Consider the following 12,330-nt stretch of genomic DNA (forward strand, 5'->3'; position numbering starts at 1 on the left):
GCGCAAATCCAGGGAGGATGCGATGGCCCGATATCCATCGATATGGCTGGCGATATGGCTGGCAGGGCTTCTGACGATCCTGTCCACACCCGCTTTTGCCGTCACCGGGACGGCGGACGATGCTGCGCGCTGGGATCTGCTGCACGATATGTATTTCAAGGATCGGGCGGTCGAGGAGGCCGGCGACCGGATGCGGATCGATGCCCCGACCCGCGCCCATGACGCCGCCCTGGTGCCGGTGAAGGTCGAGGTCGCCCCGTCCCTTCGCCTGAAGACGCTGTCTCTGCTGGTCGACAAGAACCCGGTGCCGCTGGCGGCCATTTTCCGCTTCGGTCCGGCCAGCGCCGGCAGTTCCATCGAAACCCGCCTGCGTGTCAACGAGTACACGACTGTCCGCGCCATCGGCGAGACGGAGGACGGTCGGCTGTTGATGGCGCATGTCTTCGTCAAGGCGGCAGGCGGCTGCTCCGCCCCGGCGCTCAAGGATCCGCAGGAGGCAATGGCACGTCTCGGCCGCATCAAGGTCAAGCTGGCGGACACCGTGACCGCCGGCAGCCCGGCTTCCGCACAGGTGATGATAGGCCACCCCAACAACAGCGGGCTTCAGTTCGATCAGGTGAGCCGCACCTATATCCCGGCCCATTACATCGAATCGATCGTCATCCGTTCCGGCGGCCGGCCGGTCCTGGAGGCGGACACCGACATCTCGATCAGCGAGGATCCGAACCTCCGCTTCAGCTTCATGCCAATGGAGGGCGAGAGCCTGGAGGTGGTCGCCCGCGACACCAAAGGCGCCACTTTCACCCGGAGCGTTCCGGAGACGCCGGAGCAGGCAAAGGATGGCCCCGCCCTGTAAGCGCAGACGTACGGGATCTCAGAAACACTGCCGGTCGGCGGCGACCTGGGCTTGGCGGAACCGATCCATCAGATCCTTGGCCCATCCGGCACTGCGGAATATCCCGGCCCGTTCGCCCGGCAACTCGGCCATCACCTTCACGGTCTCGATGGCGGTGTAGTCGTCGTAGGTGATGCGGTCGGCGATGGCGTCGATGCTGCAGGAGCATTTCTCCATGACGATGTGCGACTGCCCGTTGGCCGCCATGCAGCCGATCACGTAATCGGCCCGCGCCGCGGTGGGATAGTCGTTCACCGGACCGGCGGCGGCGGGAACCGTCGAAAGCCCGATCGCGGCCAGCCCGGCCGCTGCGAAGAGACGCACGATGCGAACAGGCATTTTCCGGACTCCTCCCGTCATTTTCCGCGGATCGCAGTCCGAAAGACCACTTCCGCCTGTCTGCAACAGCTTCCCTATATAACAATCAAGGGCGCTGATTGAACTCGTCCATTCCGAGTGGGTGAAGGCGTCCTTCGGAGGGTGTGATGGATGACGAGGCCTGCCGGCTCTATCTGCGTCCGCTGGGGCTGACCGCGCCGGAACAGGCATTGCCCGGTGCCCGTCGGCTGGCAGGTGGCTGGCTGTGCTTCGACCGTTGCGAGGCGGTGCTGCGCGCGGAGAGCGCAGTGGAGCGCAGGGTGCTGTCACTTGCGGATCTCGATGGGTGGGCCGTTCGGCTGCCGGACAGGGTGCAGCCCTCCTGCCGCCTGTGGCTGGATCGGCTGACGGCGGAGCGGCGGCCGATTCTGGGGTTTTCCCTGGACAGGCCGCGCCTGATGGGCATCGTCAACCTCACTCCGGACAGCTTCTCCGATGGCGGGCGGTATCTGGATGCGGACCGGGCGGTCGCGCATGGGATGGAGTTGGCGAGGGCAGGGGCCGACATCGTCGATATCGGTGCGGAATCGACCCGCCCCGGTGCGATGGCCGTTGCGCCGGAGGCGCAGATCGCCCGCGTCGTTCCGGTGATCGCACGGTTGGCGGGGCAAGGCATCGTCGTGTCGATCGACACCCGCAGCGCGGCGGTGATGGCGGCGGCGCTGGCCGCAGGAGCACGGCTGGTCAACGACGTTTCCGGTCTCGGCCACGATCCGCGGGCCTTGCCCGTGGTCCGGGAGGCGATGGGCCGAGATGCCGGCGTCGCCGTCGTCCTGATGCACATGCGGGGAGAACCGGCGACCATGAATCGAGCGCCGGTCTACGGCGACCCGGCGCTCGATGTCTTCGACGAACTGGCGGAGCGCTTGCAACTCTGCGTCGACGGCGGGCTCGACCGGAGCCGTATCCTGGTCGATCCGGGGATCGGCTTCGCCAAAAGGATGGAGCATGGCGCCGCCGTCGCCCGGGCCTTGTCGCTGCTGCACGGGCTGGGCTGCGGCGTGCTTGCCGGCTTCTCACGCAAGGGGCTGGTCCGGCGATGGTCTGACCAGACGGAGCCGGGCGACCGGCTGCCCGGCTCGCTCGCCGCCGCGCTGTCCGCCTTCGAACAAGGGGTTCAAGTCCTGCGCGTCCACGACGTGCGGGAAACGGCGCAGGCGCGCGACGTCTGGGAAACCCTGCGGATGCGCTGAGCGTCCGGTCCGCCGCAGCCCTGGGGTAATCCGCTCGGATCAGCCCATTCGGCTCAGACTTGGCGCGGCTCGCATTTCCAGCGGCGGACCGTGTATTTCGGGTGCTGCTCGGCCCATTCGGCCGCCCGGAACACGCCGGTGCGCGAGCAGGCTATCACGTTGACGAACGGCTCCTGGAACGACGGACGTTCGACGGAGCAGCGGTCGGGTTGGGAGACGAGGCAGACCACGAAGATGAGTTCGATCATGACATCTCCACGCCGTCAGGAGTGTTTGATGGGTTCCAGCCGATGATAGCGGCCAGGGTGCATGCTCAAAGCGTCATGTTGCACTGCACACAAACAGAGCGCCCGAGTCAAGATATTTGCCCTGTGGCGGCCACGTTGGAACGAACATCGGGGATCGGCGTAAAGGCGCGATGAAATAAGGACTCAGGGGTACCCCTTTGTTGCGGAGTGGCCGGCGTCAACCGGCGGCCAGGGCCGGCTCCATCAGTTTTCGGTAGGCCATCTGGTCCTCGTACATCCTCAGGAACACCTGATATTTGGCGTCGTGATAGGCGCGCAGCCGACCGGCGACCGGCTCCAAGGTATGGCCGGCACGGCTCATGCCGGCCATACCGGCGGGGATGTCGGGGAAGGCGCCCGCCGCGACCGCTCCCAGGATGGCGGAACCGAGCAGAACCGCTTCCGGCTCCTCGGGCAGGATCAGGGTGCAGCCGGTGGCGTCGGCATGCGCCTCCAGAAACACTGGATTCTTCGTGCCGCCGCCGCAAGCGAAGATGCTGTCGATCCGATAGCCGGTGTGGTTCATCGTTGCGACGATGTGGCGGGTGCCATAGGCGATGGCCTGCACCGTCGCCAGATAGAGCCGCGCCAGATCCTCCACGCTGTCCGACAGGCGCAGACCACTGACGCCACCGCGCAACGTGGCGTCGGCCCGCGGCGAGCGGTTGCCGTGGAAATAGGGCAGCACATGCAGGTCGCGGGTCAGTTCGGCCACCGGTCCGCCGCTGCGCGCGGCGAACGCCGCCAACTCCTCGTTGAGCAGCTGGTAGACGGTCGTTTCCCTGTGCCGGGCTTCGGCGTCAAGATCGGCTCGGCGTGGATGGCCATTGATGACGTGGTCGATGAGTGCGCCGGTCGCCGATTGCCCGCCTTCGTTCAACCACAGCCCCGGAAGCATCGCCGAATGGTAGGGGCCCCAGACACCGGGGATGAAGCGCGGCGATCCTTCCGTCATCACCATGTGGCAACTCGACGTGCCGCCGATCAGGGCGAGCCGGCGATTGAAGTCCACGGGACCGCTGGCGGCCAGCGGCACGCCGATGACGCCGATCCCGCCGGCATGGGCGTCGATCAGCGAGGTTCCGACCGCGATGCCCGGGGGCAGGCCGAGTTCGCGCGCCGCATCGTCGGTCAGGCCGCCGGCAATGGCGCTGCCGACGCTGCCGACGTCGGTGCCGATACGGGCGTGCCCTTCCTCCACCAGATCACCCAAGCCGATGGCACGGAGATAGCCGTCGTCCCACCGCCCCTCATGGCCCAGATAGGTCCATTTGCACACCAACGAGCAGAGCGACCGCCGCGTCGCCCCGGTCGCCCGCCAGGTCAGGAAATCCGGCAGGTCGAAGAAATGGGCGGCACGGCCCCAGCTCGCAGGTAGGTTCTCCTTCAGCCACAAGAGCTTCGGCGTCTGCATCTCCGGAGACAGCCGCCCGCCGACATAGCGCAGCACCTCATGCCCGCCGGCATTGATCCGTCCGGTCTGGTCGAGCGCCCTGTGGTCCATCCAGACGATGATGTTGCGGGCGTCGTCGCCGTCCGGGCTGACCGTCACCGGCCGGCCTGCCGCGTCGAGCACCACCAGCGAACAGGTGGCGTCGAAGCCGATGCCGACGATGTCCGGCCTTGCGGCACAGCCTTCCAAGGCTTCGCGCACCGCGGCGCAAACCGCGGTCCAGATGTCGTCGGAGGATTGCTCCGCCCATTCCGGGTCGGGGCGCCATGTCCGGATATGCTGGGAGGCGGTGGCCAGCCGGCGCCCATCAAGACCGAAGATGCCGGCGCGGGCGCTGCCTGTTCCAACATCCACTCCGATCACAGCGCGCGTCATGGCATGCCCTCTCCAGGGAAACGGTCAGTGGGTGGCGCAGAAGGCTTCGAACGCCTCGCGGGTGGCGTAGGATTTCTGGGTTCCCGGTCGGGTGATGCTGTCGGCGGCATAGCGCACCGCCATATGGAGGGCGGCGTCGAGGTCGCGGTTCTCGACATAATAGCGGGCGAAGCTGCCGATGAAGGCGTCGCCGGCCCCGGTGGTGTCGACCGGCGTGACCCGCACCGGATCGATGCGCCGCGTCTCCTCCCCCTTCGTCACCAGGAGCGCGCCGCGGGCGCCCAGCGTGACGATCACCGTGCGGATGCCGCGCGCGATCAGCGAGCGGGCCGCCGTCTCGGCCTCCGCCTCCGACGTCACGGCCAAGCCGGAGATGGTCGCCAGTTCCGTCTGGTTCGGCACCAGGAAGGTCACCTGCGCGATCCGCCCGGGATCGAGGTCGGCAGGGGCGGGGGCCGGGTTCAGCAGGGTTTCGATGCCGTGGCGGGCGCCGAACCAGATGGTGTGGTAGATCGTCTCCAGCGGGACTTCCAACTGCATGACGATCAGGTCGCAGCTTTTCAGATCCTCGGCGGCGCGGTCGACGTCGGCGGGGGACAGCAGGGCGTTGGCGCCCTTGATGATCAGGATGCTGTTCTCGCCCGACGGCTCGACGAAGATCGGGGCGACGCCGCTGGAGGTGCCGGGCACCCGCTCGACATGGCGGGTGTCGATGCCCGACGCCTCGAAATTGCGGATGGTGTTGTCGGCGAAGATGTCGTCGCCGACCTTGGTGACCATCATCACCTCGGCCCCCAGCCGGGCGGCGGCGATGGCCTGGTTGGCGCCCTTGCCGCCGCAGCCCATCTCGAAGCGCGGCGCCTCGATGGTCTCGCCGGGGCCGGGCATGCGGGCGGTGTAGGTGATCAGGTCGACCATGTTGCTGCCGACCACGGCGATCTTGCCCATCTTCGGTATCTCCTATCACAGCGCCCGGATGGCGCATTCCTCGGCTTCGGCCTCGTCGGTGGTCAGATAGCCCAGCCGCACCGAGAAGTGCCGTGTCTCGCCACCCGCCAGTTTCTGGACATTGCCCTTCGCGCTTTCCGCACCGTAACCCTCCGGCTCGCAGGTGGAGGGCAGGGCGAAGGCGCAAACCCTCTGGTCGCTGTTGACCAGCACCCAGCGGACCGTCCTCGGGAACTCCCGCGTGCTGTAGGCGATGTGGAAGGCATCGCCTTCGCGCCGTCGCATCATTACCGCGGTGCCGCCATCCTCGTCGGTGCGCAGGCCGCGGATGTAGAAGACCTGCTCCGGGTCGTAGCGTTGCGGTTCGTGGAGAACCTCCATGACCGAAGGATCGCGGGCGAGGGTCTCCAGCAGCGCGTCATAGGCCGGACTGCGCGGCACATGCGCCGGGACCACAGTGCGCACCGCCGTCGCCTCCGGCGTGAAGGGGGCTGGCTGGACGATGCGCGCACCCTCGGCGAAGGCGAAATTGACGTGGCACATGTACATCAGGTCCATGGCCGCGCCCGACAGGTTCTCCACCTCCATCCGGATGTCGAACAGGGCGGAGCCGGGGCGCAGCACCACGCGCGGGCGGGCGGCGTAATGGGCACCGAAGCCCATCACATACTCGCGCAGGCCCGTCACCGCCATGTAGGGGCCTTCGTCATCCTCCCCGACCTCCAGCCCGGCGGCATCCATCGGCGTGCAGGGCATCTCGCCATGCAGCGGGTGGCTGTCCTGCGGACCGGGGCAGCCGTTGCGCAGCAGCCCGGAATGGAAGGCGAAGCAGCCATAGGTGCCGACGATCTCGGTGGCATGGCGCGGCATGTCGAACATGTTCGTCATCGTCAGGTCGACGCCGTCGAACACGGCATCCCAAACCATCTGGCCGTAATAAGGCAGGACCACCAGATGCCCGCGGCGGTTGGACAGCCGGACCGCTTCGATCCCGCTGTCGTAGCGGAACAGGCTGGCCGTCATGCCGTGCGCCTCGGCGATGGGGCGTTCGGCCTCGCCGAAGAAGCTCTTGCGGAAATGGATCGCGGTTCGAACGCTCATCGGATGTCTCCCCGACACTCGGGCTAGCGGGTGCGGTTCTTGTAGGCGTTGATCACGATGACCAGCAGCAGGAACGCGCCCCAGATGAAGTCGATCAGATGGTTGGAGAAACGCAGGATCTGGAAGCCGCTGGACAGCAGCATCAGCGCCACCACGGCGATGGTGATGCCCAGCACGGTCCCCTTGCCGCCGGCCGGGTTGGTGCCGCCCAGCACGGCGATCAGCACCGCCTGCAACAGATAGGAGTTGCCATAGTCCGACTTCGCCGCATTGGTCCGCCCCGACAGGATGATACCGGCGACGGATGCCAGCACGCCGGTCAGCATGTAGCTGTACAGCACCATCCGTTCCCGCTTCAGCCCGGCGAACAGCGCCGCCTTCGGGTTGGTGCCGATCAGCATCAGGTTGATGCCCAGCGCGGTGCGGGTCAGCAGGAAGGCGATCAGGGCGGCGATCACGGCGAACAGCACGAAGGGTGTCGCCAGTCCCAGGATCTTGCCGTTGCCGAGGAAGGCCCAGGCGGTGGGAAAGCCGACGATGGCCGGCCCGCCGGTCAGCACGATGGCGAGCCCGGTGAAGACCTGTCCGGTGCCGAGCGTCGCCAGGATCGGCGTGATGCCCAGCCGGGTTATCAGCAGCCCGTTGGCGGCTCCCGCCACCAGCCCGGTGCCGAGCGCGACTACGGCCCCCAGCAGCACCGTCAGCATGCCGGCATCGGCGATGCCGGCGGCGCCCGCCAGCTTGTGGAACAGCACGCCGGCCAGGATGCCCGACAGGTTGGCGACCCCCACCACCGACAGGTCGATGCCGCCGGTCAGCATGGCGATCATCATCGCGATGGAAAGCAGTCCCAATTCCGGAAAGATGTAGGTGATGGATTCGAAGTTGTAATAGCGCAGGAACTTGTCGGGGCTGAGCGCCGTCATCACGGCGAAGATCAGCACCGTCATGACCAGCAGCTGGACGATGTTGTTGTCGCGGTTGACCAGATTGCGGATGTTCATTTGTGCCTTCATGGTCCGCCTCCTCACGCCGTCCGGCGACGGTCGCGCCAGGCCGACAGGGCGGTCGCGACGATGACGATCGTGCCCACGGCGACGAGCTGCCAGGTGGTGTCGACCTTCATGATGATCAGGCTGTTCTTGACCATCACCAGCATGAAGACGCCGAGCATGGTGCCGAGCACGCTGCCCCGCCCGCCGAAGATCGACGCCCCGCCCAGCACCACCGCGGCGATCACGTCCAGTTCCAGCCCGACGAAGTCGCGCGGGTTGGCCAGCCAGATCATGCCGCTGTGCAGCAACCCGGCGAAGCCGGCCAGCGCACCGGCGACGCAATAGACGAAGAAGATGGTCTTGCGCAGGTCGAAGCCGGCACGGCGTGCCGCCTCCGGATCGCCGCCCAGCGCGTAGGCGCTGCGGCCGATCATGGTGTGGCGCAGCACCAGGTGCATGGCGAGCGCCAGGCCGGCATAGATCAGCACCATTGCCGTCAGGCCATAGGTGGTGCCGTCGGCCTTGGTCACGCTCACCACGTCGGTGCGGGCGAAGTCGATCAGCGCGGTCGGCATCTTGTTGATGTTGATCATGCTGGTGCCGACGACACCCAGCAGGAAGCCGCGCACCATGGCGCTGGTGCCGAGCGTCACGATCAGCGGAATCATGCGGAACTTGTAGACGAAGAAGCCGTTCACGGCGCCGAACAGCAGCCCCATGATCGTGGCGGCCAGCAGCGGCAGGACGACGCCGTTGTATCCCAGCGCCAGCATGCCCTTGATCGTCAGATACATGGCGGCGACGGCGAAGGCCGGGAAGGACACGTCGATGCCGCCCGAAATCAGCACCAGCAGGACGCCCATCGCCATGATGCCGATGATGACGTTGCTGCGCATCAGGCTGAACAGGTTGTCGAGCTGCCAGAAGGCAGGGTTGATCGTGCCGATGAGGACCATGGCGAGCAAAAGGATGCCCGCGATGACCGTTTCCGACCGGCGGAGCAGGGCCATCGGTTCCTCCCCTAGGTAAACGTCTTGAGCCGGTCGCTGACCGACTCTTCGGTGGCGTCGGCGCCGGGCAGATCCTCGACGAAGCGTCCGCGGTGCATCAGCACGATGCGGTTGCAGTTCTGCACCAGTTCCAGGACATCGTCGGAGATCATCAGGACGGCGAGGCCGTGGTGCTGCGCCAGCTCCCGGATCTTGGCGTGGATCTCGGCCTTGGATCCGACATCGACGCCGACCGTCGGGCCGTTGAGGATCAGCACGCGGGCATCGGTCAGCAGCCAGCGGGCCAGGACGACACGCTGCTGGTTGCCGCCCGACAGCTGGATCACCGGTTTCTCGGCCGTCGGCGTGGCGATCTGCATGGCGCGGATCATGCCCTGCGTCAGCTCCTCCGCCTTTTCGCGGTCGATCACCAGCTTTGGCGCCAGCCGTTCATAGGAGGTGGCCAGCATGTTGCGCTTGATGCTCTGCGGCAGGAACAGCCCTTCGGTCAGCCGGTCTTCCGGCACATAGGCGATGCCGGCGGCGATGGCGTCCTGGGTCGTGCGCAGCCGCACCGGCGCGCCGTCGACCAGGATTTCCCCCTGATACTGCGGGGTCATGCCGAACAGGGCGAGCGCAAGATCGGTGCGGCCGGAACCCAGCAGTCCCGACAGGCCGACGATCTCGCCGGGCCGGATGATCAGGTCGAGGCTTTCGCATTTGCCGGGCACCGTGAGGCCGCGGACGTCCAGGCGGGGCGGCGGCGGGGTGCCGGCCGGCGGCGTCCACGAATAGGGTTCGCTGAGGATGTCGCTGCCGGTCATGTGGCGGGTGATCGACGCCTCGTCGAAATCGGCGGTCGGCCCCTCCGCCACCTTGCGGCCGTTGCGGATGACGGTGATGCGCTCGCTGATCTCCAGCATCTCGCGCATCTTGTGGCTGACGAACAGGATGGCGATGCCGCGGGACTGGATGTCGCGGACGATGCGGAACAGCGTCTCGACCTCCTTGCGGGTCAGCGCCGTGGTCGGCTCGTCCATGATGATCAGGCGGGCATCGGACATCAGCGCACGGGCGATGGCGACCAGCTGCTTGCCGGCGGTCGGCAACGACCCGACCTCGGCGTCGAGGTCGAGATCAACGCCCAGCCGGGCGACCGCCTCGCGGGCGATGGCGCGGGTGCGGCCCCAGTTCATCAGGCGCCGCTTCTCGCGCAGATGCACGTTCATCGCCAGATTCTCGGCGACCGTCAGGTTCCCGAACAGGGAGAAATCCTGGTAGATGACCTGGATGCCGTGGGCGATGGCGCCGATCGGGGTCATCCCGCCCGCCGGCTTGCCATCGATCAGGATTTCACCGCCGTCCGGCTGGTAGACGCCGGACATGATCTTGATGACGGTGGATTTGCCGGACCCGTTCTCGCCTGCCAGGCAATGGATTTCGCCCGGCTTGATGACGAGGGACATGGCGTCCAGCGCGACGACACCGGAAAACTCCTTCCGGATGCCGCGGAGTTCGATGAAACCGTCCGACATGTCTTCCGCCCGGCGGTTTGAGGACAGGATGAGGTCACCGCGGCGGATGCGGGCGCCGTCGCCGGACCGCCCGCACCCGCCGGACCGGCGTCAGAAATCGTAGGCGTTCATGTTTTCCTTGGTGACCCCGACCCAGCCCTGGCCGTACAGCAGATTGGCCTTGGCCCCCTGCGGCGTCGTCAGGGCGGTGTAGCCGGGCAGGCCCAGATTCAGGCCGGCCTTGATCTGGTCCTTCTTCCCGTCCAGCGCCATCACCGCCATCATGTTCATGGCATAGCCGGCGACCGCCGGATCCCAGAACTGGATGTACTGGATGTCGCCCTGGGCCAGATACTGTCCGGCCACCGAGACGAGACCGGTACCGGAGAAGTACAGCTTGTTCTTCAGCCCGCGCTCCGCCACCAGACGGCCGGCTCCGGCCGAGGTCGGCATCGGGCCGCCGACGATCCCCTTCAGGTCGGGATAGGTGGTCAGGACTTCCTTCAGCTTGTTGTAGTCGGTGTTGGCGTCGTCATAGGTCTCCAGACGGTTCGTCACCATCTGCATCTTGGGGAAGTTCTGCTTCTGGTAGGCGATGGCGCCGTCGATCCACTCGTTCTGCGACTTCGACGTCAGGCTGCCGACGGTGCAGACATACTTGCCCTCGCCGCCCATCGCCTTGCCCAGCACTTCCATCAGCTTGGCGCCGTAGGCGAAGTTGTCGAAGGCCTCCAGGACATAGTCGGCATTCTGGATGTTCGATGCCTCATGCGCGATCACCACGATGCCGCGGTCGCGCGCCTTCTTCAGCACCGGTTCCACCGCCTCGACCGAGAAGGGGACGATGGCGATGGCATCCACGCCCTGGGCGATCAGGTTTTCGACCAGCTGGACCTGTGCCGCCGCGTCGGCCTGGCTCGGGCCGACCATCCAGGTGTCGTGTCCTGTGTCGGAAGCGAACTGCTTCACGCCGTCGCGCATGCGGTCGAACCAGGCGATGCCGTCCACCTTCACCACGGTGGCAATGGTGTATTTCTTCTTGGTGGCATCGGACTTCAGCGTCTTGACGGCATCCGGGGTCGGAACCGGATCGGCGGCCATCGCCGGCCCTGCGGCCAGCGATGCGGCAACGATGAGCGAGGACAGCAACTTCTTCATATTGGCGTGACTCCCATGGCAGGCGATGAGCGCCGCGCGGCGGCTGTCGGGCAGCCGGCGGTGCCGGGGTGTTTGCCACCCCACTCCGCGTCGTTCCGTTTTTTGGTGATGCTGCGCCGGGTGGAACGGACGGAACACCCGCCCGCCCGGCGCATGCGCCTCGACATGTGCGGACGCCGTCAGCCGCCGACGATCGCCACGCTGGCGCTGGCTCCGATCCGCGAAGCGCCGGCCGCGATCATGCGGCGGGCATCCTCGGTGGTCCGCACGCCGCCCGACGCCTTGACGCCCATCGCGTCGCCGACGGTGCGGCGCATCAGCGCCACATCCTCGGCGGTGGCGCCGCCGCCGGCGAATCCGGTGGAGGTCTTGACGAAATCGGCCCCGGCCTCCTGCGACAGCCGGCAGGCCAGCACCTTCTCGTCGTCGGTCAGCAGGCTGGTCTCGATGATGACCTTCAGCAGCGCGCCGCCGCAGGCCCGCTTGACCGCAGCGATGTCATCACGCACGGCAGCCGCTTCGCCGGCCTTCAGCAGGCCGATGGGGATCACCATGTCGACCTCGCGGGCGCCATGACGGACAACCCATTCGGCGGCATGCGTCTTGATCGCGGTGGGATCGGCGCCGAACGGGAAGCAGATCACGGCGCAGGGGGCGACATTCGAGCCGGCCAGCCGCTCCGTCACCTGCGGAATGAAGATCGGATTGACGCAGACCGCCTTGAAGGCGTGCGTCCGTGCCTCGTCACACAGCCGCGCGACATCGGCGGGCAGTGCGTCGGGTCGCAGCAGGGTATGGTCGATGAACGAAGCCAGATCGGCCGGCGCCGTCGGGACGCTGGACACGGGCATCTTGATCCTCCCGGGGAGACCCTCGCGGGGCCTCTCCTTTTATGCGTCTGGATGTTAACATCCTAACATTTTCTGATAGGATAGTTTCACCATGCTGACCGGTGTGTCAAGATGAATGCATGCCTGTGTGAGCGTAGCGACAACCGCCGCAATCCGGGCAGCAAGCCATTGGGTTTAACCCGTCCGGATTGCT

The 12,330-nt window shown here is 66.6% G+C and carries 12 protein-coding genes; 2 read left to right on the forward strand and 10 right to left on the reverse strand.

All coding sequences use genetic code 11. The features are described from left to right. The first annotated feature begins 22 nt into the window (after positions 1 to 22). Positions 23 to 856, forward strand: a complete 834-nt coding sequence (locus AL072_RS27075; protein WP_045585876.1) for a quinoprotein dehydrogenase-associated SoxYZ-like carrier — start codon at positions 23 to 25, stop codon at positions 854 to 856. Between the two features lie 18 nt (positions 857 to 874). Here the strand turns inward: AL072_RS27075 and AL072_RS27080 are convergent, their stop codons facing one another. After that, the gene (locus AL072_RS27080; RefSeq protein WP_045585877.1) at positions 875 to 1,234 is read right to left on the reverse strand and encodes a hypothetical protein; all 360 of its coding nucleotides are present in this window, start codon (positions 1,232 to 1,234) and stop codon (positions 875 to 877) included. A 146-nt stretch (positions 1,235 to 1,380) separates the two neighbouring features. Here AL072_RS27080 and folP point away from each other — a divergent pair, with 146 nt between their 5' ends. Next, a complete protein-coding gene (folP, locus tag AL072_RS27085) occupies positions 1,381 to 2,466 on the forward strand; it encodes a dihydropteroate synthase (protein ID WP_045585878.1) in 1,086 nt (361 codons plus the stop codon). 53 nt (positions 2,467 to 2,519) lie between these two features. Here folP and AL072_RS27090 read toward each other — a convergent pair whose 3' ends face one another. The 9 genes from AL072_RS27090 to deoC form a co-directional block, all read right to left on the reverse strand. Next, positions 2,520 to 2,714 (reverse strand): hypothetical protein, encoded by a 195-nt coding sequence (locus AL072_RS27090; protein WP_052710461.1) that lies wholly within the window; start codon positions 2,712 to 2,714, stop codon positions 2,520 to 2,522. Between the two features lie 217 nt (positions 2,715 to 2,931). Next, positions 2,932 to 4,581, reverse strand: coding sequence for an FGGY-family carbohydrate kinase (locus tag AL072_RS27095; RefSeq protein WP_045585879.1), 1,650 nt, complete (start codon positions 4,579 to 4,581; stop codon positions 2,932 to 2,934). A 24-nt stretch (positions 4,582 to 4,605) separates the two neighbouring features. Further along, a complete protein-coding gene (gene rbsK, locus AL072_RS27100) occupies positions 4,606 to 5,529 on the reverse strand; it encodes a ribokinase (protein ID WP_045585880.1) in 924 nt (307 codons plus the stop codon). A gap of 15 nt (positions 5,530 to 5,544) precedes the next feature. After that, the gene (locus AL072_RS27105) at positions 5,545 to 6,630 is read right to left on the reverse strand and encodes an aldose 1-epimerase family protein (protein ID WP_045585881.1); all 1,086 of its coding nucleotides are present in this window, start codon (positions 6,628 to 6,630) and stop codon (positions 5,545 to 5,547) included. Between the two features lie 23 nt (positions 6,631 to 6,653). Next, complete coding sequence (locus tag AL072_RS27110) at positions 6,654 to 7,646, reverse strand: ABC transporter permease (RefSeq protein WP_045585882.1); 993 nt, start codon at positions 7,644 to 7,646, stop codon at positions 6,654 to 6,656. Positions 7,647 to 7,657: 11 nt separating this feature from the next. Next, entirely contained in the window at positions 7,658 to 8,635 is a 978-nt protein-coding gene (locus AL072_RS27115) for an ABC transporter permease (protein WP_045585883.1), read from the reverse strand. Between the two features lie 11 nt (positions 8,636 to 8,646). After that, complete coding sequence (locus tag AL072_RS27120) at positions 8,647 to 10,149, reverse strand: sugar ABC transporter ATP-binding protein (RefSeq protein ID WP_045585884.1); 1,503 nt, start codon at positions 10,147 to 10,149, stop codon at positions 8,647 to 8,649. A 90-nt stretch (positions 10,150 to 10,239) separates the two neighbouring features. Then, on the reverse strand, positions 10,240 to 11,286 hold the full coding sequence (locus AL072_RS27125; protein WP_045585885.1) for an autoinducer 2 ABC transporter substrate-binding protein: 1,047 nt from the start codon (positions 11,284 to 11,286) through the stop codon (positions 10,240 to 10,242). 179 nt (positions 11,287 to 11,465) lie between these two features. Further along, positions 11,466 to 12,137 carry a deoxyribose-phosphate aldolase gene (deoC, locus tag AL072_RS27130; RefSeq protein WP_045585886.1) on the reverse strand — a complete coding sequence of 224 codons (672 nt, stop codon included), beginning with the start codon at positions 12,135 to 12,137 and terminating at the stop codon, positions 11,466 to 11,468. Positions 12,138 to 12,330: the final 193 nt, after the last annotated feature.

The organism is Azospirillum thiophilum (genome assembly GCF_001305595.1).
Taxonomy (GTDB): domain Bacteria; phylum Pseudomonadota; class Alphaproteobacteria; order Azospirillales; family Azospirillaceae; genus Azospirillum; species Azospirillum thiophilum.

Excerpts from the sequence above, each read along its gene's own strand:
- deoC (WP_045585886.1), bottom strand. The coding sequence starts at position 12,137 with ATGCCCGTGTCCAGCGTCCCGACGGCGCCGGCCGATCTGGCTTCGTTC.
- AL072_RS27075 (WP_045585876.1), top strand. The coding sequence starts at position 23 with ATGGCCCGATATCCATCGATATGGCTGGCGATATGGCTGGCAGGGCTT.
- AL072_RS27105 (WP_045585881.1), bottom strand. The coding sequence starts at position 6,630 with ATGAGCGTTCGAACCGCGATCCATTTCCGCAAGAGCTTCTTCGGCGAG.
- rbsK (WP_045585880.1), bottom strand. The coding sequence starts at position 5,529 with ATGGGCAAGATCGCCGTGGTCGGCAGCAACATGGTCGACCTGATCACC.
- AL072_RS27115 (WP_045585883.1), bottom strand. The coding sequence starts at position 8,635 with ATGGCCCTGCTCCGCCGGTCGGAAACGGTCATCGCGGGCATCCTTTTG.
- AL072_RS27110 (WP_045585882.1), bottom strand. The coding sequence starts at position 7,646 with ATGAAGGCACAAATGAACATCCGCAATCTGGTCAACCGCGACAACAAC.
- AL072_RS27090 (WP_052710461.1), bottom strand. The coding sequence starts at position 2,714 with ATGATCGAACTCATCTTCGTGGTCTGCCTCGTCTCCCAACCCGACCGC.
- AL072_RS27120 (WP_045585884.1), bottom strand. The coding sequence starts at position 10,149 with ATGTCGGACGGTTTCATCGAACTCCGCGGCATCCGGAAGGAGTTTTCC.
- AL072_RS27080 (WP_045585877.1), bottom strand. The coding sequence starts at position 1,234 with ATGCCTGTTCGCATCGTGCGTCTCTTCGCAGCGGCCGGGCTGGCCGCG.
- AL072_RS27125 (WP_045585885.1), bottom strand. The coding sequence starts at position 11,286 with ATGAAGAAGTTGCTGTCCTCGCTCATCGTTGCCGCATCGCTGGCCGCA.
- folP (WP_045585878.1), top strand. The coding sequence starts at position 1,381 with ATGGATGACGAGGCCTGCCGGCTCTATCTGCGTCCGCTGGGGCTGACC.
- AL072_RS27095 (WP_045585879.1), bottom strand. The coding sequence starts at position 4,581 with ATGACGCGCGCTGTGATCGGAGTGGATGTTGGAACAGGCAGCGCCCGC.